This is a genomic window from Anaerococcus vaginalis ATCC 51170, assembly GCF_000163295.1.
GTDB lineage: Bacteria > Bacillota > Clostridia > Tissierellales > Peptoniphilaceae > Anaerococcus > Anaerococcus vaginalis.
On record NZ_GG700527.1, the window covers coordinates 1,400,500 to 1,424,833 of the forward strand.

Genomic DNA, 24,334 nt, shown 5'->3' on the forward strand with positions numbered 1-24,334 from the left:
ATACTGTTGACAAAGTATACAAATCCTCATGCTAAGAATATCATACGGAAAAAATTGATTTGATTTCAAATTTTAAAATTCGTCAAAAAACGCACTGTTTGAGCGTTAGCGAGTTTGCGTTTTTAGAATTTTGGAATTTAGAAATCAACAATTTTTGAAGTCCGATATTCGTGCTTGAGGGTTTGTCTACGCTCTGAAGAACTTTTGCTCTTATTTTTTTAATATATCCAAAGGATTTACTCTTTGGGGGCTTATGGATAATTTGTTTTTATTGTTGTAGAAAACAAAGATTGGGAAATTTGTTTTTCCTTCTTCTAAGTTTTCTGCTAGGCTTTCTAGGAAAAATTTCAAATCTTTTTTGTTTATATTTTTCTTTTCTTTTTCTAGCCAAAATGGGGATAAGGGTTTTATTGCTTCTATATCAATAAGGATTCCTACTTCATATTCCCTATTTAAAAAACTTGCCCCAAAGGCATAGATTCCATTTTCATGGTCTTCTTTTTGGTCTATGTTTAAATTTTTTGGAAGATTTATTACATCTATTTCCATCACATTTGTAATTTTCCCATTTATTTTTTCAAAATTTTCTAAAATTTTATCTTTTTCTAATTGTTTTTTAACTAAATTGTAATATTTTTTATTTTTTAACATGTCCCCTCCTATTTTTGTAAATCCAAAACTGCATTTGCCATAACTTCTACCGCTGGCTTTATCGCCTTATCTGAGCAGTAAAAATTTTTGCTGTGGAGGGCTTCTTTTTTATGATTTTCTTCTCCGCTTCCAAACCAATAGAAAAATCCTGGGACTTTTTTCATATAAAAGGCAAAATCTTCGCTTGCCATGGTTTGTCCTTCTTTTATTATATTTTCTTCTCCCAAAATTTTTTTTGCTGATTTTAAAACTTTTTCGTACATTTCTTCTGGGTTATAGACTAGGGGAATTTTTTCTGTGTATTTTATTTCGTACTTACACTCATAGGCACAGGCTATATTTTTTACTATTTCTTCCATTCTTTTTACTGATTTTTCCAAAGATTTTTCTGAAAGTGATCTTATTGTTGCAGACAGATGGGTCCTATCGACAACTAGATTGTCTTCTGAACCTCCATTTATGGAATTTACGGATAAAACTGTAGAGTCAAATGGATTTGTGTTTCTTGAAATAATTGTTTGAAGGGCCATAACTATATTTGACGCGCAGACAATTGGGTCAATATTTAAATGTGGCATAGATCCGTGTTGGCCCTTTCCAATAATTTCAATTTTAAAATTGACTTTTGTGCTCATAAGGGGGCCTTTTTTTAAAACGACCTTGCCATAATCAATTTCTGGCCAATTGTGAAGGCCCAAAATCTTGTCAATTTTTACCTTTTCAAAAAGTCCCTTATCCAAATATTCCTTGGCGCCTGTCGTTATTTCTTCTGATTTTTGGAAAATAAAAACCACATCGCCTTTTAATTTTTCCTTATTTTTTGATAAAAGTTTGGATATGGCAAGGACAACTGAGGTGTGATAATCGTGGCCACAAGCGTGCATGATCTTATCATTTTTTGATTTATAGGAAATTTCTGTTTCTTCTTTTTGTAAAAGAGCGTCAATATCTGCCCTAATACCAATTACTTCTCCATTTTTTCCAGTATTTAGCCTTGCAATCAAACCAGTTTCTATTGGAAAATCTATAATTTCTATCCCATCAATTTTTTCCAAAAATTCTCTAATAATTTTTGTTGTTCTAAATTCATTTTCTGAAACTTCTGGGTGCATGTGAATATCGTGTCTAATTTTTATTATTTCTTCTAAATCTTCATTTGAAATTTCAAGCATTATCTGTTTAAAAGTCCTCCCTCTCCAAGTTCAATAAAATCTTCTTTTTTAAGGTCGATTTTTGCAAAAATTCTTGGCAAAAATATGTCAAAACTTGTAAATTTTGAATGCATACTTGCGCCCGGAACTCCAAGTAAATAAGTTTTTCCCCTCATACCAAGAGTGAGCATATTTCCTGGTTGAACTGGCATTCCTTGGATGATAAATTTATCAGATAAATCTTTTATGGTTGATGGAGTTATATCGTCAGGATCCACGCTCATTCCACCAGAAAATATAACAAGGTCAGCGTCGTCTTCTAGATATTTTTTACAAACTTTTTCTATATATTCTTTGTCATCTGGACATTTTTCAATTCCAAGAAGTTCATGGTCAAAGTGGGATAATTTTTCCCTAACTACAGGCTCAAACATATCTTCTATTCTTCCTGTAAAAACCTCATTTCCCGTAATTATCACTCCAACTTTTAATTTTTGAAATTTTTTTACTTGAAAAATCGGCTCATATTTTTTGGCGATTTTTTTAATATTATTAACTTGCTCTTTTTCTGTAAAAAGCGGAACAATCCTTCCTCCAACCAAATTGTCTCCCTCATTTACAATTGAATATGAGGCAATTGTTGCAAAGGTGTAATCTCCTTCCATATTTAGATCAAAAAGTCCCTTTCTGTTTATCACAAAAAGTCCATAGGTCTTACTTTTAAAGCCAATTTTTCCTTCTGATGGATTAGAATAGGAAATATTTTCTCCAATCAAATCATCTGCCACTTCTTTTATTGCATCTTCTTCGTGGACAAAACCTTGGTCAAGCTCTCCCACAAATATATTCTCTTTTCCAATATCTTTTAATTTTTCTATATCTTCTTTTTGGATTACATGGCCTCTTTTAAAAAGTACGCCTTTAAAGCCACTTGCTTTTATTCCAGTTAAATCATGAAAAAGCACATGACCCACTGCGTCTTCTACTTTTATTTTTTTTAGCATAAATTCTCCTGTTTATAAATTTTTCCAAAAAATTACAAACCATTAAATATTTAATGGTTTGTAATTTTCTAATTTTCTATTACTTTATTGTTTTTTATTGAAATCATCAAGGATAAAATTGAAATTGCAATTTCCTCAACGCTTCCATCGTCAATATCATAGCCTACTGGGGCGTGAACTTTTTTAAGTAAATCTTCACTAACTCCCTTTTCTTTTAAATTGTCAAAAACTCTTTTTACCTTTCTTTTTGAACCAATCATACCTAGGAATTTATAATCTTTGTCAATTACATTTTCCAAAACTTCCTCGTCATAATCTGGTGTGCAAATTAAAATGTAGGTATTTTTGTTAAATTTATATTTTGATGCAAAATCTTTCGGATTAGAAATTACAAATTCTTTTATATTTTCCAAATCTTTTTTATTTTTGAAATCTTCTCTTTGGTCGACTATTGTCACGTCAAAATTTGTATTTACAGCAACTCTTGCAAGCTTTTGTCCAACATGGCCTGCCCCAAAAATAATCAAACTGGGATTTGCCCTAAAAATTTTTATATAACCCTTATTTCTTCCACCACAAGACATTTTCACTTCTTGTTTTTCATTTAAAGTGTAATCAAAAGATTTTTCTTCGTCATCTTCTAAGGCTTTTTTTGCTTGTTTAATAAGGTCAAACTCTATAGGACCACCGCCGATTGTTCCAGAAATTTCTCCATTTTCAAATACTGCCATAGAAGAATTGTCCTTGCCGGGAGCTGAACCTTTGGTTTCTGTAAGAATTACCAAAGCAACATTTTCTCCCCCATCAAGTTTTTCTACAATATTTTTAAGAATTTGTATGTCCATTTTCAATTCTCCTTTTTCCTATAAGAATAGCCTCAAGGCAGCCCCCTCCAATAAGTCTTGCCTTATCAGAAATAGTTTTTGCATTTTTTGGAATAACTCTTGGATCAACATCCCCAATTTTTAAATTCTTTGTAACATAAGAGCCATTTCCAATCATGCCCCTAACCATTCCATCAAGTTGTGATTTTATTTCTTTTCCATTTACAAGAGCGACAACTTGGTCTTTTTTTACAACAGAGCCAATATCTTCAATAACTTGGATTTCTCCCTCATCTACTGCTCTTAAAATTCTTTCACTTGTAAAACCTTTAATATTTCCAGGAATTCCCGTATTTTTTTCAGCAAAACCTTCAAAAATTAATCTACCAAGATCATGGCCCCTGTTTGTTTCAATTACATAATCAACATCAACTCCTGCCTCATAACCAGGTCCAAGAGCAATTGTAATGTCAGCCATATTTTTATTTGTTCCAATATTTTTTTTGGCAAGAGTTCCATCAACCACAGCCATAGGTTTTAATTCCTTTATAATTTCAGCTTTTGGATCAATCAAAACCGGAACTACATTTTCATCCCAGGCCTTTTTGATTTGGTCAAGATTTTCTACTTTTCTAGCTGTAAAATCTTCAATTTGTACTTCTCCATCAAAAATTGCTTGGGCAGTTGAGACATATCTTCTTATACAAAGTGGTTTTTCCATCTCCAAAACCAAAACCTTAAAACCAGTTCTAAATAATTTTTGGATAGAACCAGTTGCAACATCGCCACCGCCCCTAAAAACTACAATATTATTTAGCGGCATCTTCTAATTCCTCCAAATTTTTGTAGGTATCAATATCCCACAATTCTTTAATATCGTCAATTTTAACTTCATTTTTATTATCATCCTTAACCAAAATCATTCCGCCTTGGTCAAAATCTAAAGACAAAAGACCTTCCCTATATTCTGGTGAGAAAATTACAGGAGCTCCCCTTCTTTTTTCAGTTCTTGGATAGGTAATCAATTGATTTTCCTTATATTTTTCAATTAATTTATTAACAGTTTCAACTTTTAATAATGGTTGGTCAGCTACAAAAAACATCATAGCAGAATCCTTATCACAATTTAAAACTCCAAGCTTAATTGATGCAGATTTGCCAACTTCATTGTTATCATTGAAAATAGCCTTAAAGCCTCTTTTTTTGGCAGATTCAAGAATTTCATCATAAGATGAAACAAGGATAACATCATCAAAATCAATTTCTTCTACCAAATCAAGAACCCATTCATAAAGTTTGTCGCCCTTAAAATCAAGTAAAAGTTTATTTTCTCCCATTCTTTTAGAAAGTCCAGACGCCATAATAATTGCACTAATTTTCATAATATTTCTCCTTTAAAATTGATCCATAAAAATATTTCAAATTTATTTTCTCTCTTAAATAATTTATTACCCCTTTTGCTTGATTTATCTCAAAAATACTATCAGCTTGGTTAAAGAAAATAAATTTTTCTCCGCAAAAATCTCCAAAAATTCCAGATTTTATTAATTTTTCAAAAACTTCTTCATCTACAATATCACTTTTTATATTCTCCCTAAATTCATCAAAATTATAAATAAAATCAGGAAAAATTTCTTTTCCATAAACTTTTATAGAAAAAATTCCAACAAGTTTATCTGTAAAATCATAAACTACTGGTTCATATTCTTTCCAAAATTTTAGGGGAAGATTTCTACATCCATCTGCTTCTATTATAATATAATCAAAATCTTTTGCGATAATTTTCAAATTATTTTCTCCAATAGATTTTAATTTATTAACTCCATCAAGCTTTTGCCCAATAGCAACTATTTTATTTTTATAATCTTTTTTTACATAATCATCAAAGGACAAAAAAAGTTCATCGACTTGGTCTTTTTCTGGAACTTTTATTTTTGTAGAAGTAGTGATTAAAACCGAACCTTTTTTCTTTAAAATATTTGCAAGATAAAACATAAGAGAAGTCTTGCCACCAGATCCTGTAATAGAAATCACATCATTTTTTTTGATTTGTAAAATCTCATCTAATTTTTTTCCATAATAAAATAAATTAAAGGACTGTGAAATTCACAATCCTTTATTCTCCTATTTTTTTATAATTTTCTTTTTATTTTTTACGTAAGCTGTATCTCTTAATGGAAGTTCCAATCTTAAATCATGGTCCATTGCATAATATGCTCCTTGAACTGCTGGTGCTGTTGGAATTGTTGCAATTTCTCCAATTCCTTTTGCTCCGTAAGCAAGGTCTAACAATTCATCTTTTTCAATTAAAATCGTATGAATATTTGGAGCATCTGGTGCTTTCCACAAGCCCATTGTTCCATATTTTGCTTTTAAAACAGAATTTTGAACTTTCAAATCTTCTGTCAAAGCATAACCAAGACTCATAATAACGCCACCTTCGATTTGTCCTTCAATTGTTGTAGGATTTACAACTTTTCCAGAATCGTGAGCAGCATAAACATCTGTAACTTTTCCATCATCATCTAAAACTACAACATGAGCTGCAAAGCCGTAGGCAATATGTGATTTTGGATTTGGTTTATCTGATCCAAGTGGGTCTGTTGGGTCATCATATTCGTAAAAATATTCTTTTTTATCAAGCTCTTCAAGGCTATGGTTTTCTAAATCTTTTGCAAGTTGTTCTGCACATTTTTTTGCAGCCTCACCAGTTATAAGAGTGTGTCTTGAACCTGATGTTGTTCCAGAATCTGGACTTGTTAAAGTGCTTGGTGGCATAACTTTTATTTTGTGATATGGAAGTCCTGTTGCCTTTCCAACCATTTGTAAAATAATTGTACCAACACCTTGACCTATACAAGTTGCTCCAGAAAATACTTTTACAAAATCTTTTTCAACAACAATTTTTACCCTACCAATATCTTTTAGTCCAACGCCGACTCCAGCATTTTTCATAGCAACTGCAATTCCTGCATGGTCTTTATTTTTTTCATAAATATCTTTTACAGCCTCAAGACATTCAACCATTGCAGTAGATCTGTCAGCGATTTGTCCGTTTGGAAGAACTTCGCCTGGTTTTATTGCATTTCTGTATCTAATTTCCCAAGGAGAAATTCCAACTTTTTCTGCTAAAATATTTATGTTTGATTCCATTGCAAAATTTGATTGGCAAACTCCAAATCCTCTAAAAGCTCCTGCTGTAGGATTGTTTGTATAATATCCGTAGCCTTTTATATCTGTATTTTGATAATTGTAAGGACCTACTGAGTGAGTACAAGCTCTTTCCAAAACTGGTCCACAAAGTGAAGCATAGGCTCCTGTATCAAAATAAATTTCACATTCCATTCCTTGGAAAATTCCATTTTCATCGCAACCGATTGTAAAGGTTCCTTCCATTGGGTGGCGTTTTGGATGCCATCTTAATGATTCATCTCTTGTAAATTTATGTTTTACTGGTCTTTTGAAAAGATAAGCCGCTAGAGCTGCTGGTGGTTGAACACTCATGTCCTCTTTTCCACCAAATCCTCCGCCGACAAATGGATTTACTACGACAATTCTTTCTGGAGTATCTTCCCAGTCAAACATAATTGACAATTCTCTTCTTGTATCATAAACTGATTGGTCGGATGAATAAACTCTTACTCCATCCTTGTATGGTTCTGCCACGCAACATTCTGGTTCAAGAAATGCGTGTTCGCCAAGTGGAGTTTTGTAAGTAAATGTTGCTGTATATTTTGAATTTGCCAAAGCTTTTTTTGCATCTCCACGAGAAACGTGTCTTTGTTGGCAAAGATTGTCAACGCCTTCGTGAACTTGTGGTGCATCTTCTGCCATAGCGTCTTTGATTGAGCTAACTGGCTTTAATTCTTCAAGCTCAACTTTTACAAGTTTTTTTGCTTTTTCCAAAGTTTTTTCATCTTCTGCAACCACAAAACAAAATGCATCTGCAAGGGAAGCTGTTGTTTGTCCAACATCAATAAATACTGGCCAATCTCTTTGAATGTGTCCAACTTTTTGTACTGGCAAATCTTTTGCAGTAAGAACTCCAACAACTCCATCAAGTTTTTCCGCCTCGCTTGTATCAAGACTTAAAAGTCTTGCTCTTGGGAATTTACTTCTTACACAAGAACCGTAAGTCATATTTGGAAGTTCTATATCATCCGCATAAGTTCCTGTTCCAAGAATTTTTTCTTTTGCATCAATTCTGTCGGCTCTTGCTCCAACAAAAGATTCACTTTCCTCATTCTTTATTTCTTCTTCGCCTCTTAAAATTTTTCCGGCTAAAGTTATTCCATCAACGATTTTTTTGTAGCCTGTGCACCTACAAATATTTCCTTTTATGGCTTCTCTTATTTCTATTTCTGTAGGATTTGGATTTGTTCTTATTAAACTTGCTCCACTCATAACCATTCCAGGAATACAAAAACCGCATTGGACAGCTCCTGCCTTAGTAAAGGCGTATGTAAAGGCATCTTTTTCTTTTTGAGATAGACCTTCGTTTGTTATAATTTCTTCTCCATTTAATTTTGATAGCCTAACTATACAAGATTTTTTGTGAATATCTCCAACTATAACTGTACAAGTTCCACAAGCTCCTTGGCTACAACCATCTTTAACAGAAAATAATTTTAAGTCATCTCTAAGAAATCTTAATAAAGATTTATCTTCGTATGTTTCATAAGTTTTCCCATTAACTTTTATAATAAAGGGATCCTGTCCTTGTATTTTTTTTCCTATTAAAATCGTATCTTTATTTGTCATCATATTTCCTTATCTAATTTTCTTTTTATAAATTTGCCCATGCCTTTTTTTCCATAATATCCATTTTTATCCAAAATAATTTTTCCTTTTGCTATGACTGTATCAACTTTTACATCTGTTTTGTATCCTTCATAGCTTGTATAATCACATTTTGAATGTCTGTTTTCTTGTGTTATTGTGTAGGATTTTTTGGAAAATATTCCTATATCTGCATCTTTTTTTTCTTTTATGCTTCCTTTTTTATTTGAAAATCCAAAAATTTCTGCTGGATTTTTGCACAAAAGATTTGTCAATTTATTTAATGGAATATTTCTTTTTAAGCCTTCAGTCAAAACCACTTCCATTCTTTCTTCAACTCCAGGAATTCCTCCTGGTGCTTTTGTAAAATCATCAGCGTAAGGTTTTTTTTCGCTCTCATATATAAATGGACAATGGTCAGTTGCTATTACATCCACATCTCCATTTTTAATTCCCTCCCACAAGGCTTCAATGTCTGATTTTTTTCTAAGGGGAGGTGCGCAAATATATTTTACCGCTTCTTCGTTTGGATTATCCATATATTTACTTTCATCATAAGTTAAATATTGGGTGCATGTTTCGCAATAAATATTTTTAAGACCTCTGGCTCTTGCTGCTTTTATTTCATCAAGTCCTTCTTTGGTTGATGTGTGAACTATATATAATTTCGGATCATTTGCAACTTTTGAAAGATAGGCAAGTCTATTTATTGTTTCTGCTTCGCTTTCATTTGGTCTTGTAAGTGCATGGTATTTTGGAGAAAGATTACCAGCTTCTATCGCCTCTTTTCTCAATTCTTTTATGAGCCCATCGTTTTCACAATGAACACAAACTATTGTTCCAACTTCTTTTGCTTTTTTCAAAACTCTTAGGATTTCATCATCTTCAAGTTTTCCTGCATAAGTTGAATAGATTTTGATGGATGGGATTCCCTCATCCATCAATTCCTCTATTTCTTCTATCAATTCATCATTAACTTCATACATTGCTCCGTGAAAAGAGTAATCTATAACAGCTTTTCCGTCTGCAATATCGTGATAATGGTCGATTAATTTGTGAAGGCTTGCTCCTTTTTCTAAAGCTCCTATATGATCACAAATGGTAGTTGTCGCTCCATAACTTGCTGCTAGTGTTCCTGTATAAAAATCATCGCACGCAACAAATTTTCCCAAATCCAAAGACATGTGGGTGTGAACATCTACTCCACCTGCCGTAACTATTTTATCTTTGGCATCAATAATTTTTTCAGCACTTAGGTTTAAATTTTTGCCAATTTTTTGGATTTTCTCATCTTCTATATAAATATCTAAATTTTCTATTTTTTCATCTAGAACTACCGTTCCATTTTTAATCAATATAGACACGCCTTCACCTGCTTTTACATATAATCTTTTTTATCTTCTTCTTTGATTTGATTTACTACATGTTCTTCTATTTCTTCAAAACCATTTTCAATATTATTTGCTTTTTGTACTGCTATTAAAATATTTTCGTAACCTGTACATCTACACATGTGATTTGCCAATTCTTTTCTTAGCTCATCAATTGTGTAATATTTTCCTCTTGAAATTATTTCTGTTGCAGAAACTATAAAGCCTGGTGTACAAAAACCACATTGAACTGCTGCTTCATCTACAAAGGCTTGTTGGATAATTGAAAGTGAACCATCAGATGCTGTCAAGCCTTCTGTTGTCCAAATATCTTTTCCTTCTGCCCAAATTGCAAGATAAATACATGAGTTAAAGCTTTCGCCGTCAATTAAAACTGCACAAGCTCCACATTCTCCAACTTCGCATCCTTTTTTTACACTTGTAAGGGCAAATTCATTTCTCAAAAAATCTGTAAGTGATGCTCTCACATCAACCATTTTTGTAACCCTGATTCCATTAATTCTACATTTTACAATTTTATATTGAGGTTCGTAATGTAGTTTTTCTTCTGGTTTTGGGCCGTATGGTCCATATTCTCTGCTATGCATTTAATCCCTCCTCATGTTTTTTTCTAATTTCTTTTAAACATCTTGTGGTTATTTCGTAAAGTATTTGTGTTCTTAAAGCTTTTGATGCTCTCCATGAATCTCTTGGAGATAATTCATCTAGAGCTTTTTTTGCAAATACATTTATATTATTATCTGTAAGTTCTCTTCCTACCAATGTTTTTTCTGCTTCAAAAGCTCTAACTGGAATTGCAGCTGCAACTCCATAAGATATTCTTACTTCTTCTACTTTATTATTTTCATCAAACTTTACATTTGCTGATGCTGTTGATGTTGCTATATCCATAGCATTTCTCATTGCATATTTAAAATAGTGTCCGTAATGATTTTCGTAGGATTCTTTTTTAATTTTTATAGCTGTAACAATTTCAGTTTCTCTTATGTCTACTGTTGCATATTTTATATAAAAATCTTTTACAGGAACTTCTCTGTAGCCATTTTCGCCTTTTAATTCAATTATTGCATCATAAGCCATAACTGTTGTACAAGAATCTGCTGATGGAGCTGCGTTACAAATATTTCCACCAATTGTTGCAATATTTCTAAGTTGAGGACCACCTGCAGTGTCAACTGCTTCTCCCAAAGTATTTATATATTTTTGAATTATTTCATCATTTGTAATGTGAGTAAAGCTGGTTAAAGATCCAATTCTAATTGTTCCATCTTCTTCCATACTAACTCCCCTAAGCTCATCTATAAGATAAAGTGAAATAAGCTCAAGGCCTGCCATTTTTCCTTCTCTAATTTTTACCAAAACATCAGAACCACCAGCTATATATCTTGCTTCAGGATGTTCTTTTTTTAATTGTATTGCCTCATCGATTGTATAGGCTTCATAAATTCTTTTTACATCATACATAATTTTTCTCCTTTAAGCATCATATTCCATATCTTGTTCGTAATCATTTTCAATTAGTCCAGCTTCTTTGAAAAGTGGGAACAAAACGTGTGGTGTCATTGGACATTTATTAACTTGTACTCCTGTTGCATTTAAAATTGCATTTCTTATTGCTGGAGCTGGAGAACAAGTTGGTGGTTCGCCAAGTGATTTTGTATTAAATGGTGAAACTGGTGATGGATTTTCTATAAAGTAAACTTCAAAGTGTGGATGATCCATTGTTGTTGATAATTTATAATCAAGAAGATTATTATTTAAAATTTGTCCCTTATCATTATATTTTAATTCTTCTGATAAAGCATATCCTACTGCCATACTCATTCCACCGTGAGCTTGAGCTTCAGCAAGTCTAGGATTTATAAGTCTACCACAATCGTGAACATTTATAAGTCTTAGAAGTTTAACTTTTCCAAGTGAAATATCAACTTCAACTTCTGCAAATGAACAACCAAATGAGAAAGCATTATTTCTTATTGTATAAGTTTCTTCAGCAGAAATATGTTCACTATCACGAGTATTATACAATGCTTCTGTAGCAAGTTCTCCTAAAGACATTAATGGCTTGTTAGTTATTTTATTTATTATCATACTATCAACAAGATCAAGATTGTGTGGAGTATATTCCAAAATTTTACTTGCCCTATCTAATATTTTTTCTTTAAATACTCTAGCAGTATTTGTAATAGAAAAACTTGAAACAAAAGTTTGTCTTGAAGCATAAGCTCCCAAACCAAATGGAGTTACATCTGTATCTTGAGTTGAAACTATATGAACATCTTCCATTTTTACACCAATAGCATCTGCTGCCATTTGTGAAAATGCTGTATCTCCACCTTGTCCAATTTCAGTTTCCCCAAGTTGCATTTGAACTGAACCGTCTTGGTTTAAAACCATTCTACAAGAAGAAGATTCTAGAGAAATTGGATAAACTGCTGTGTTATACCAAAATGTTGCAAGTCCTATTCCTCTTCTTATATTTCCAGTTTGATTTTTATATTCTTCTTTCTTTTTATCATAGTCAATTGCTTTTCTACCAACTGCCATTGCTTCTCTAAATGAATCATAATAATTTTCATTTCTTGAGAAACCATCAACAAATCCTTTTGGCATTATATTTTGAATTCTCAATTCCAAAGGATCCATATTCATAACTTTTGCAACATCATCAAGATGAGATTCAAAAGCAAACATAGTTTGTGGAATTCCATATCCTCTCATAGCTCCTGCTGTTGGAAGATTTGTATAAACAGTATAACCATCAGCTTGAGTATTATCGCAAGGATATAATTGATGGAAACAATTTGTTCCCTTTGCAGCTATTGAATGACCGTGAGATGCATAAGCACCATTGTTAGAAAATAATTCCAATTTTCTTGCAGCAAAAGTTCCGTCAGCTCTTACATAAGAAATAATATGAAGTTTTTGTGAGTGTCTTGTTCTTGTTGAAACAAAAGTTTCTTCTCTTGATGTATCAAGTTTTACAGGATGACCGCCAACTTGAGTTGTAAGGTAAGCTGTTAATGGTTCATACAAAGCATCTTGCTTGTTACCAAAACCTCCACCAATATATGGTTTTACGATTCTAATTTTTCCCCAGCCAATTCCCAAAGCTTGACCGCAAACACGTCTTACAATGTGAGGAATTTGAGTTGAAGCAATAACAACAATTTTTCCTTGCTCTTCATAAGCACAAGCAATTCCATTTTCAATATGAGAATGTTGAACGATTGGAGTTTCGTACCAGCCTTCAACTTTTGTAAGACCTTCTTCTTTTATAGCCTCTTCATAATTTCCTCTGTGATTTTTAGTATGACCTAAAATATTGTCAGGAAATTCATCGTGAATTGGTCTTAATCCATTATTCATTGATTCAATAGGATCCAAAACAACTTCATATTCTTCATATTCAACTTCAATTAATTTCAAAGCCTGACTTGCAGAAACTTCATTTTCTGCAATAACAACAGCCACATCGTCGCCATAATATCTAACGTGTTCATTTAGAAGTCTTCTATCAGCAATATCTTGATGGCTTTTGTCAGTTGACCAAGGGTGGCCTGCTGTTGGGAAAGTATGTTTTGGCACATCAAAACAAGTAATAATTTTTACAACTCCCTCAACCTCTTCAGCCTTTTTAGTATCAATAGAGATAACCTTTCCATGACCAATTGTTGAATGCAAAACTTTAGCAACATAAGCCCCCTTCATAATAAGGTCTTCTGTGTATTTTGCATGACCAGTTACTTTATCGTACGCATCTACTCTTTTAACACTTTTTCCTACATACATTTTAACCTCCTAAAATGTTTCAAAGCATTTTTAATTTATGTACATTTACATTTCTACTGTATATTGTATATAATATATTACCACAAAATACTAATCGTTTTCAAGGTTTTTACGCAAATTTTTAGTCAAATCAAAAATAATTTTTAAAATTTTTTCAAACAATATTTTAGAATTAATAAAATTTAGAATTTTTAAATTTTTTAATGAACTTTCCATTTATATAAATCTGTTTTTATAATCTTAAATAAGCCGTCATTAGCAAATTTTTCTTTTATGCTCTTAAAAATAATTATAATTATCTTTGATATAATATTCATACTAAGGTATGTTTAATTTATATTGCTATGAGAAATTATTAGATAATTTAGTTTGATAAAAATTAATTTCGTCATTATTATGACATAGAATTTCTTATACAAAAACAAATTAATTAATGCAAACTTAAAAAAGAGAGGTTATTATATCTTGAATCAAAAAAATAAAAATTTTTCAAAGTTGCTACTTCTTTTAGGAAACTCTATCGGTCAACTAGGAAGTAGCATACTTTCTTTTGTGCTTGGGCTTTATATTTTAAAAAAATTAAATTGTTCTATATTTTTTTATAGCCTTTCCCAAATTATAGGACCTTTAGTGGCGATTTTTTTATTGCCTATTTTAGGAAGTGCCATTGATAAATACAATAAAAATAGAATTATTAGATTTTCTCAATTTCTTAGTGCTATCTCTCTGTTTTTATTTATTATAACAAGTAGAAAAATAGAGATAGAATATATACATATTATAGGTCTGTTAATAATTTTAAAACTTTCCGATCAAATCCTATCTACAAGCTTAAATTCTTCTACTATTAATATAGTTGATAAAGATGATATTCAATCGTTTAGAGCTCATTTACAAATAATTCAAGCAGTAAGTATGGTTTTATCTCCCATTATAGCAGTATTTATTATTGATAAATTTGCATTAATTGGAATTTTACTCATGGAAATGTTTATGGAATTATTGGTATTAGTAATCTATTGGAAAGTTGATTTTAATAAAAATACAAAGAAAGAAGTTAATGAAAGTCAAAGCTTACTAATTTTGTTTAAAGATGGTATTGATTTTATATTTAAATACAAAAAAATTGTATTTGGTTTAGCTTTTGTTTTAGTGGTAAACTTTATTCTTGGTATCGTTAATATAGGTTTGCCATTTGTCGAAATAAAAATTTTAAATTTATCAAGCAAAAATTATGCTTTAAATGATAGTATTTTGGCTATAGGTTTATTAATAGGTTCATTAATTTCATCAAAAATTAAATCCCAAAAAACTTTAAATATTGCTAGAAATTCTATAAGCTTAATATCTTTAGTAACTTTTGTGTTAGGTTTGTTATTAACATTAGAATTAACTAAAAACAGTTGGTCTATTATATTGGCAGGATATTTCTTAATAATTGGTATTTCAATTACTATATGTAATATACTTCTATCTAGCTGGTCTATACTAAATATCCCTCAAGAATTTCAAGGAAGGGTTTTTAGTATATTAAACACATTAACTCAAGTGTCTTTGCCACTAAGTATGTTATTATTTGGATACTTATTTGAAATAATATCAGTATACGCTGTTTTTGTAGGAGCTGGAATCTTTTTATTATTATTTACAATTGGTATTCCTTCTTTATTTAAAATTAATTTAAAAAATGATAAATTGGAGTAATTTAAAAAAGTCTATAATATTGCGTAAAATATTTTACACAATATTATAGACTTTTCTTTTATTTTATTGTAAATTTTAAGCTTTTAAAATTTTATTCTTCTTCTAATTCTTCTAATTCAAGATTTGCTAAAGAATTTTCTTTTGCTTTATCTTCTTCTTTTTCTGGAATTATCAAATTCATTAAAACTGCAGAAATTGTCGCAAGTACAACTGGTGATGATCCGATTGCTACTGCTAATTCTTCTGGCATAAAGAAAACGCCAGCATTTTGTGCGCTTGCAACTACTGTAGTAAATCCAACGCCAAGTGCTACTGAAACTCCAACTATTGAAGTGTTTCTTCCGCTTAGTGGTTGGCTTGTTATCATTCTAACTCCATTCATTGTTATTGCTGCAAAAACTGAAAGTGTTGCTCCTCCCAAAACTGGATAAGGAATTGTTGTAAGTATTGATGATAATTTTGGAACAAGTCCTGATACCAAAATAATTAATGATGCAAGTGTAAATACTTTTTTATTTACTACCTTATTTATTGAAACTATTCCTGCATTTTGTGAAAATGTAGCTGTTGGTAGGCATCCAAATAATGCTCCAAATAAATTTGCTACTCCATATCCTACAATTCCACCTCTTAATTCTTTTGGTGTAGGAATTCTATCCATACCACCTACTGTTGTTGAAGTCATATCTCCTATTCCTTCAATTGCTGTTACTATAAAAATAATTGTAATTGAAACTATTGCTGATGGTTCAAAAGCAATTCCAAAATGAAGTGGTTCTACAACTGAAATCCAACCTGCTTCTTTTACTGTAGAAAAATCTACCATTCCAAAAAACATTGATATTATGTAGCCAATAATCATAGCAAATAATACATTTGCAAGTTTAAACATTCCTTTTCCAAAATGTGTAAAGCCAAGTCCTAATATTAAAGTTATTCCTCCGACTAACCAATTTTGCCAAGCTCCCCAGCCAGCAACTTCTACGCTTCCTGCTCCTCCCATATAATTCATAGCTACAGGATAAAGTGAAAGTCCTATTACAAGAACAACTGTTCCTGAAACAAGTGGTGGAAATAGTGGCATTATGTATTTTAATCCGATCCCAAAAAGTATTGAACAAATTCCACCAACGATTTGTGCTCCCAATACTATGGCAACAACTTCAACGGGGCCTCGTGCTCCAAATTGATTTGCTAGAGCAATCATAGTTGGTACATAAGCAAATGAAACTCCAAATATCATTGGAAGTCTTGATCCTACAATTTTAATTGGATAAATCATCAACAATGATGTAAGTGCTGAGCCTATAAGGGCAATTTGTATTAAAATAATTGTATCTTTTGGTGAAAGTCCACTTGCTCCAGCAAGCATTAATGGTGGAGTAATACAACCTGCAATCATTGCCACAACGTGTTGAAAGGCAAGTGGCAACGCCTCTTTTGTAGTTACCTCTCCGTCGAAACTAAAAAGTCCTCTAAATTTTTTTTCTTTTTCCATAAAAATTTTCCTTCTCTTTTATTTTTATTTTTTTCCGTAAGGAAGGGAGCTATTTTAAAACTCCCCTTATAATAATTTTATTTTTAAAACAAAATTATTTTTATTTATCATCCATCGCCTTTCTTTCAGCTTCTTCTTCTGCTATAGTTTTCTTTGGCATTATTATATTTAATAAGAAAACTACTAAAGTTGCTAAAACTACTGGTGAGGATGTAAATACCATTCTAAACCAATCTGGAAATTGTGATAATGCTTGATCGCCTAGTTGAACAATTCCCATTCCAAGTGCTATTCCAAGTCCTACTATGGTTACATTTCTTGAGCTCATTTCGTCTGACATTATTAATTTCATTCCGCTCATTGTTATTTGTGCAAAAACTGTAATTGTTGCTCCACCAATAACCGCTTGTGGAACTGAAAGCATCAATGCTCCAAATTTTGGAATAAATCCTGCAACAAGAATAAGGCTTGCTGTGATTGCAAAAACTTTTCTTGCAACAACTTTTGTTAGTGAAACTATTCCTACGTTTTGACTGTAAGTTGCTGTTGGCATTCCACCAATTAATGAACCAATTACTGAAGCAAGTCCGTTTGCTTTAATTCCTCCTTCAAGCTCATCTGCTGTTGGAACTCTATTAAGTCCTCCAGCTGTTGTTGATGATAAATCTCCTACAGCTTGAATTGAATTTACAACAAACATTACTGACATTGTAATTACTGCATCAATTGGAAATTCTAATTTAAATGGCATAATTCTTGGTAGAGTTAGCCAAGCTGCTTCTTTTACTCCATCAAAATTAACGATTCCAAAAAATATTGACGCAACATATCCAACGCCAATTCCTATTAAAATAGCTGCAAGTTTTATAATTCCTTTTCCAAACATATTACAGCAAAGAGTTACTGCTAAAGTTAAAAATGCTACACCCCAATAAACCAAATCCCCTTGGTTTGGATTTCCATTTCCTCCTGCCATATAATTTAAGGCAACAGAATAAAGTGAAAGTCCAATTGTCAAAACAACTGTTCCTGAAACCATTGGCGGGAAAAATTTATAAATTCTTTTTATATTCATTCCTACCACAAAGGCAACTACACCACCAACTAACTGGGCACCATAAACTGCTCCTATTCCATATTTTATTCCTATTGATGTCAAAACTGGAATATAGGCAAAACTTACTCCCATAATTACTGGAAGTTTTGCTCCGACTTTAAATACTGGGTATAATTGCAAAAATGTTGCTATTGCGGCTACAAACATTCCAGCTTGAATCAAATAAACTGCATCTTGAGCTGATACTGCAAATTCTGTATTCGCTAATTGCCCTGTAAGAACGATTGCCGGAAGTGTATTACCTACTATCATTGCCAATAAATGTTGAAGGGCTATTGGCAAACTCCTTTTAAAACTCGGATTTGCATCCATGTCAAACAAGGACGTGTTTGTGTTTTTTTCTTTTTTTTCCATCTCATCTCCTTTTTTTGATATAATTTTTTTCTATATCCTATATTAGAATTTTTTAAACTCCAATAATATGATACATTTACTTATAATTTAAACAAATAAATTAATAAAAAATTTTTTTCTTATATTTTTAAAATAAGTTCATAAAATATTTAAATAAGAATTTTATTTATTAAGCTAGTTTAAAAAACAAACTAGCTTAATAAATTTTAAAGATTTTTCCAAATTTTTGCAGCTCTTTGTCTTGAATCTGCATGGATTTTTGCTTGGTCGACTGTTGTAATTATTTTATCTTTCATTACAAATTTTCCATTTATAATTGTATCGTTTACAAGTCTTCCTGTTAAACCAAATAAACTATGTCCGCCCCAATTGTCCTTGTTAATTGGTGTATATGGATCGTAATTTATTGTAATTAAATCTGCATAAGCTCCCTTTTTAATTCTTCCTACTTCATTGTTTAGGAAATGTGAAACTATGTCAGGGTTATTTTTAAATTGCATTTCCAAAGTTTCTCCAAATCCTTTTGTTGGATCTTGGGTATTGTGAGCTTGGATAATATTTGCAACTTTCATTGATTCAAACATATCGTTTGTATAGGCATCTGTTCCTATTCCTACTTTTAATCCTTTTTCAAAAAATCTATTTACTGGAGGAACTCCTACTGCGTTGTTCATATTTGATTCTGGATTAAAAATTACTGGTGTATTATTTTTCTTTAATATATCCATTTCTCTTCCATTTATATGAACACAGTGGATAGCTAAGGAATTTTCATTTATTATGCCAAAATCATTTAGTCTTTCTACAATTCTTTTGCCGTATTTTCTTTGGCAATCCCATTGGTCTTCGATTCCTTCTGCAACGTGAACGTGGAAGCCATTATAAACTCCATCCATTGCATCAAGAGCTTTTTCTAATGATTCATCTGAAAGGGTAAAGGAAGCGTGAAGTCCAAATAATCCTCTTAGCATATCATCATTTTCTTTTTGAGAATATTTAATCCAATCCACGTTTTCTTTTATTTCCCTATCTCTGATTTCAACTCCATCACGATCTGAAAGCTCATAACAAAGATTTGTTCTAACTCCTACTTCTTTTGCAGCTTCTCCAAGAGTAAATAGAGAATTTTCTACAGAATTTGGTCCTGAATGGTGATCAATTACTGTTGTAACTCCATTAGCTATTGATTCCATATAAGTTGTTAGGGCATTTAATCTTACATCTTCTGTTGTAAGCTTTCTATCAAGAGCCCACCATAAGTTTTCTAAAACATTAAAGAAATTATCTGTTGGTTTTGAAACTGCCATTCCTCTTGCATAAGCTGAATAAATGTGTGAGTGAGCACATATCATTCCTGGCATAAGAAGTTTTCCTTTTAAATCAATTACTTCTTCATCAGGATATTTTTTTAAAATATCCTGATTTTCTCCAACATCTTCTATTAATTTGTCCTTGATATAAACTGCGCCGTTTTCATAAAAATTATTATTTTCATCGTTTGTAATTATTAGGCAATTTGATAATATCATCTTATCTCCTTATGAATTTAAAATTTCACTTGGCTTTATATAGTAAGCATAGTTTTCTTCGATGGCTTTTATTAGTTTTTGCATATTTTCTGACAAATCATCTAAGTTTTCTGTTTCAATTACTTTACCATTTTCAAGTCTAACTAGATATTTATTACCATCTTTTAAGAAACCTGTATTTGTTGAATCATCAAAGTCTTCTTTTGTCCAAAATACTGTAAGTTTATCTTTGTAAGGACGTCCTGCGTGTGGGCAATAGAATCCACAGTTGCCACATTCATTACACATTCCATCTAAGTGGATTATTTGATGAAGATTATTAAATCCATCAACCTTTATAGCCACGTTTGCTCTGTTTGGACAAACTTCTGTACACATTTCACAAATTTGATTACATTTTAAACATCTGTATCCTTCATTTTTGCCTTGGATTTTTTCTTGAAGTCTTCCTCTTTTTTCAAAAATTATTTTGTTTTGTTCTTTAACTTCAAATTTTTCAAAATCATTTTCTAGATTTTCTTTTGCTAAAATATCAAGACAAACTGCTTTTGCTTCTCCCATTGCTTTTACAATAGTGCTTGCTCCAGCTCTACAATCTCCAATTACATAAACATTGTCGATATTTGTTTCGTAATTTTCTGTAGTTTTTACATTGCCCCAATCATCTAAATTAATATTATTTTCTTTGAATGCGCTTGTATCTACTCTTGCTCCTGTTGCTCCAATTACTGTATCAAATTCAAGGTCAAGTTTTTCTCCTGTTGAATTGATTGATCTTCTTCCAGATTCATCAAATTCCCCAAGTTCCATTTTTTCGCATTTTAAAACTTTTCCGTCATAAGAATAAGGAGCTACTAATTCATAAATTTTGTGTCCTTCTTCTTTTACATCATTCACTTCTTCTTGAGTTGCAGGCATGTAAGCTTCTGTTCTTCTGTAAACTAAGGCTACGCTTTCAACTCCTTCAAGTCTTGCTGCAGTTCTTGTGCAATCCATAGCTACATCTCCTGCACCTACAACCGCAACTTTTTTACCAACATTTGCCTTGCCATTCATTCTTACATCCCATAAGAAATCAAGAGCATCAAGGATATTTTCGCTTCCTTCTTTTACTGGAGATCTTCCCTTCTCCCAAGCACCTGTTGCAGCAATTATATAATCATAATCTTTTTTCAATTCTTCATAAGATTCTGTAACTTCGGAATCAAAAACAAATTTTACGCCTTGTTTTACAGCGATTTGGTAATCTCTTTCGATTTGTTCGTCAGAAATTCTAAATTCTGGAATAACGTGGCTTACAATTCCGTAAGGTTTTGATAATTTTTCTCTTACTGTAACATCCATTCCATTTCTTCTTAAATAAGATGCTGCAGCAATTCCACCAGGACCTGCTCCTATAACAAGAACTTTTTTGTCTGATTTTATTTCTGATTCTTTAATATTTTCTACAAACTTATCTTGAGCCTTATCAGCTGCTATAAGTTTCATATCTCTTATTTGAAGGCTCTTTTCATAGTCAACTCTTGTACAATGATCTTGGCAATAATGTGCACAAAGTTTTCCAAGAATTGTTGGTGCAGTATTGTCCATCGCAATAACTTCAATCGCCTTATCGTATTCACATTCAGCAACTAATTGCAAATATTCAGGAATTTGTTGTTGGATAGGACAGCCACCATCTTTACAAGGAGCCTTGTAGCAATCTGTAAGTGGAAGAGTTGAATTTGTTTTTCTTGATCCAACTTTTTCTCTGTATAATTTATTATTAACCCACTCGCTTATGATTTTATCTCTAAGTTTTACAGTTTTTTCTACATCAACATCGTGTAGTTTATCACTTAATAAATCTTCAGTTTCTTTTGCCAATTGGTTAAATCTTAAATATCCACCTGGTTTAAGAATTGTTGTTGCAACTGTAATTGGTTGACCTAAAGCTTCAAAAATTTCTTTAATATTTCTAGCATCAGCCCCGCCAGAGTATGACATTGGAAGTTTGCCATCAAATTTTTCTGAAAGCATAGCTGCCATAGAAATAGTTAATGGAAGAAGAGCTCTTCCTGACATATACATTTCTTCTGCTGGAAGTTCATTTCTTTTTACATCAACTGGGAAAGTATTTGTAAGCTTTACACCAAAGGCAAGATCATTTTTCTTTGCAAGATCTAATAATCTTTCAATCATAACAACTGCATCTTCGTATTGAAGGTCATCTTTGAAATGGAAATCTGTAAAAGAAATATAATCAAAGCCCATATCATCAAGAGTTTTTCTTGCATATTCATAACCTAACATTGTTGGGTTACATTTTATAAATGTAGATATTTTCTTTTCATCTATTAGATATGTTGCAATTTTTTCAATTTCTTCTGCAGGGCAACCGTGAAGGGTTGAAAGTGTTATAGAATCACAAATATTTGTGCTGATTTTTTCTAAATCTTTTTTATCAAATTTTGAAAATTTATCGATATTTTCTTCAAGATATAATTTACATTCTTTAAATACTTCTGTGTCTTTAGCATTTCTTAAATTTTCAATATATGTATCAATTTTTTCAGATTTTATTCCTTCAAGATCATAACCTACTGACATATTGTAAGCAAAATCTTTTTTATCAGAAATATTTAATTCTTTTGTCAAAGCAATAATTGCAAAATATGCTTTTACATATTCATTGTAAGCTTCTTTTACTGTAAGCTCTGTTGACCATTCACAGTTATAACATTCATCTTCCGAATTTATACATGGTTTTGCAACAGCTTTTTGTATATCTACTCCATCAAGTTTTTGAACTGTTTTTAATTCAATAAATCTTGCTCCTGCAAGATAGGATGCTAGAATATTTTGGGCAAGTTGAGATTGAGGACCTGCTGCAGGGCCTACTGCTGATGAAATCTCATCGCCAAAAACAGTTTTTAACATTTTTCCTGATTCATTTTTGTAGAATTTTTCTTTTTTAATTCCAAAAATAGAACCTTCATTCTTATATTCTTCCAAAGCCCAATTCATTAGGTCTTTAAAAGGTATAGGTCTCATAAATTCACTCATTTTTTTACTCCTTAATTATAATATGATAATTTAATAGGTTTAAATCTTAAAATCGCTCTATTGTTTAATACAGACTTAATTAAAAACTCATATATTAATATTATCAAAATTTTTATTGAAAATTATTTAGCTAATTTTCTTTTTATAAATTTTCCATATCCTGGAACTCCTAAATATTTCCCTTCTGATAATACAAACTTTCCTCTGCACAATACTGTCTTAACTTTATAATCGGACTCAAACCCCTCATATGAAGTATAGTCTACATTTGAATGTCTATTTTCTTGTTTAATAACATATTTTTCTTTTTCTAATATTATTATATCAGCATCACTATTTGGGTTAATATTTCCCTTTTTAGGATATAATCCAAATATTTTAGCTGGATTAGCTATTAATACCTCTATCAATCTATCAAGACTTATTCCTCTTTTTAACCCCTCTGATAGTATCAGCTCTAATCTTTCTTCAACACCTGGTGCTCCACCTGGGCAATCATAAAAATTATCTTTATAAGGTAACTTCTCTGTTTCATAAAAAAATGGACAATGATCTGTAGCTACAACATTAACTTCACCATCAATTATCCCTTGCCATAAAGCATTTTGATCAGATTTTTTTCTTAAAGGAGGTGACATAATATATTTTATTCCTTCAGAATTACCGCCATCAATATATTTTTGCTCATCTAATAACAAGTATTGAGTACATGTCTCACAATATAAATTTTTAACTCCTCTTTTTCTAGCCTTTTTTATTTCATTTAAACCTAATTCCGTTGAGGTGTGAACTATATATAATTTAGGATATCCTGCTATTTCAGATAAATAAATTAGTCTATTGATTGCTTCCGCTTCTGTTTCAGCCGGTCTAGTTTTTGCGTGATAAATAGGATCTAACTCATTCTTTGACTTTGCCTCTTCTCTTAATTCTGCAATTGCTCCATCATTTTCACAATGAACACATACTACTGTCCCAGTTTCTTTAGCTTTTTTCAATATTTTTAAAATTTTATCATCATTAAGTTTTCCACCATAAGTTGTGTATATTTTTGTTGAAACTATACCTTCATTTTTATGATATGATTCCATTAATTCCAATGTTTTATCTCTTGAATCTTGGATTGCTCCATGAAAAGAGTAATCAATTATAGCTAAATCTTTTGCCATTTTATGATATTTTTTTATCATTTCATCAAAATAGCTTTCTTTAGATCCAAAAGCTATATGATCTACTATTGTTGTAGTTCCTCCACAAGCAGCAGCTCTTGTACCTGTGTGAAAATCATCAACAGCAACAAATTTACCTAAATCTAGAGACATATGGGTGTGAACATCTACGCCTCCTGGTAAAGTTAGTCTTTCTTTCGCATCATATATTTCACACTCGTCATCATTAAGATTGCACCCTATAGATTCTATCTTCTCTCCATTTATTTTAATATCTACTATATTTTCACCGTATAAATTAGCATTTTTAATAATTAAAGACATAT

The 24,334-nt window shown here is 31.4% G+C and carries 18 protein-coding genes; 1 reads left to right on the forward strand and 17 read right to left on the reverse strand.

Going from position 1 to position 24,334, the window contains the following annotated elements; translation table 11 throughout:
- Positions 1–210 precede the first annotated feature (210 nt).
- The 12 genes from HMPREF0078_RS06590 to xdhA form a co-directional block, all read right to left on the reverse strand.
- A complete protein-coding gene (locus HMPREF0078_RS06590; protein WP_004839364.1) occupies positions 211–651 on the reverse strand; it encodes a hypothetical protein in 441 nt (146 codons plus the stop codon).
- 8 nt (positions 652–659) lie between these two features.
- Positions 660–1,823, reverse strand: a complete 1,164-nt coding sequence (locus HMPREF0078_RS06595; RefSeq protein ID WP_004839365.1) for a M20 metallopeptidase family protein — start codon at positions 1,821–1,823, stop codon at positions 660–662.
- A complete protein-coding gene (locus HMPREF0078_RS06600) occupies positions 1,823–2,806 on the reverse strand; it encodes a molybdopterin-binding protein (RefSeq protein ID WP_004839366.1) in 984 nt (327 codons plus the stop codon). The genes HMPREF0078_RS06595 and HMPREF0078_RS06600 overlap by 1 nt, the downstream gene beginning before the upstream one ends.
- 68 nt (positions 2,807–2,874) lie before the next feature.
- Positions 2,875–3,651, reverse strand: a complete 777-nt coding sequence (locus tag HMPREF0078_RS06605) for an XdhC family protein (protein ID WP_004839367.1) — start codon at positions 3,649–3,651, stop codon at positions 2,875–2,877.
- The gene (gene yqeB, locus HMPREF0078_RS06610; RefSeq protein WP_004839368.1) at positions 3,632–4,453 is read right to left on the reverse strand and encodes a selenium-dependent molybdenum cofactor biosynthesis protein YqeB; all 822 of its coding nucleotides are present in this window, start codon (positions 4,451–4,453) and stop codon (positions 3,632–3,634) included. Before yqeB ends, HMPREF0078_RS06605 begins: the two co-directional genes overlap by 20 nt.
- A complete protein-coding gene (locus HMPREF0078_RS06615) occupies positions 4,440–5,012 on the reverse strand; it encodes a nucleotidyltransferase family protein (protein ID WP_004839369.1) in 573 nt (190 codons plus the stop codon). The genes yqeB and HMPREF0078_RS06615 overlap by 14 nt, the downstream gene beginning before the upstream one ends.
- Entirely contained in the window at positions 5,002–5,664 is a 663-nt protein-coding gene (gene yqeC, locus HMPREF0078_RS06620; protein ID WP_004839370.1) for a selenium cofactor biosynthesis protein YqeC, read from the reverse strand. Before yqeC ends, HMPREF0078_RS06615 begins: the two co-directional genes overlap by 11 nt.
- Before the next feature lie 90 nt (positions 5,665–5,754).
- The gene (gene xdh, locus HMPREF0078_RS06625; RefSeq protein WP_198482162.1) at positions 5,755–8,391 is read right to left on the reverse strand and encodes a selenium-dependent xanthine dehydrogenase; all 2,637 of its coding nucleotides are present in this window, start codon (positions 8,389–8,391) and stop codon (positions 5,755–5,757) included.
- Entirely contained in the window at positions 8,391–9,773 is a 1,383-nt protein-coding gene (gene hydA / locus HMPREF0078_RS06630; protein WP_004839372.1) for a dihydropyrimidinase, read from the reverse strand. Before hydA (HMPREF0078_RS06630) ends, xdh begins: the two co-directional genes overlap by 1 nt.
- A gap of 14 nt (positions 9,774–9,787) precedes the next feature.
- On the reverse strand, positions 9,788–10,387 hold the full coding sequence (gene xdhC / locus HMPREF0078_RS06635; protein ID WP_004839373.1) for a xanthine dehydrogenase subunit XdhC: 600 nt from the start codon (positions 10,385–10,387) through the stop codon (positions 9,788–9,790).
- Positions 10,380–11,264, reverse strand: a complete 885-nt coding sequence (xdhB, locus tag HMPREF0078_RS06640) for a xanthine dehydrogenase subunit XdhB (RefSeq protein ID WP_004839374.1) — start codon at positions 11,262–11,264, stop codon at positions 10,380–10,382. Before xdhB ends, xdhC begins: the two co-directional genes overlap by 8 nt.
- A gap of 12 nt (positions 11,265–11,276) precedes the next feature.
- The gene (gene xdhA / locus HMPREF0078_RS06645) at positions 11,277–13,592 is read right to left on the reverse strand and encodes a xanthine dehydrogenase subunit XdhA (protein ID WP_004839375.1); all 2,316 of its coding nucleotides are present in this window, start codon (positions 13,590–13,592) and stop codon (positions 11,277–11,279) included.
- A 465-nt stretch (positions 13,593–14,057) separates the two neighbouring features.
- On the opposite strand from xdhA, the gene HMPREF0078_RS06650 reads away from it, so the two are divergent.
- Positions 14,058–15,296, forward strand: coding sequence for an MFS transporter (locus HMPREF0078_RS06650; RefSeq protein WP_004839377.1), 1,239 nt, complete (start codon positions 14,058–14,060; stop codon positions 15,294–15,296).
- A gap of 91 nt (positions 15,297–15,387) precedes the next feature.
- Here HMPREF0078_RS06650 and HMPREF0078_RS06655 read toward each other — a convergent pair whose 3' ends face one another.
- From HMPREF0078_RS06655 to hydA (HMPREF0078_RS06675), 5 genes are all read right to left on the reverse strand, one after another.
- On the reverse strand, positions 15,388–16,794 hold the full coding sequence (locus HMPREF0078_RS06655; protein ID WP_004839378.1) for a uracil-xanthine permease family protein: 1,407 nt from the start codon (positions 16,792–16,794) through the stop codon (positions 15,388–15,390).
- 100 nt (positions 16,795–16,894) lie between these two features.
- A complete protein-coding gene (locus HMPREF0078_RS06660; RefSeq protein ID WP_004839379.1) occupies positions 16,895–18,265 on the reverse strand; it encodes a uracil-xanthine permease family protein in 1,371 nt (456 codons plus the stop codon).
- Between the two features lie 206 nt (positions 18,266–18,471).
- Positions 18,472–19,794 (reverse strand): putative aminohydrolase SsnA, encoded by a 1,323-nt coding sequence (gene ssnA / locus HMPREF0078_RS06665; RefSeq protein WP_004839380.1) that lies wholly within the window; start codon positions 19,792–19,794, stop codon positions 18,472–18,474.
- A 9-nt stretch (positions 19,795–19,803) separates the two neighbouring features.
- Positions 19,804–22,839, reverse strand: coding sequence for a putative selenate reductase subunit YgfK (ygfK, locus tag HMPREF0078_RS06670; protein WP_004839381.1), 3,036 nt, complete (start codon positions 22,837–22,839; stop codon positions 19,804–19,806).
- A gap of 122 nt (positions 22,840–22,961) precedes the next feature.
- A complete protein-coding gene (gene hydA / locus HMPREF0078_RS06675; RefSeq protein WP_039920590.1) occupies positions 22,962–24,332 on the reverse strand; it encodes a dihydropyrimidinase in 1,371 nt (456 codons plus the stop codon).
- Positions 24,333–24,334: the final 2 nt, after the last annotated feature.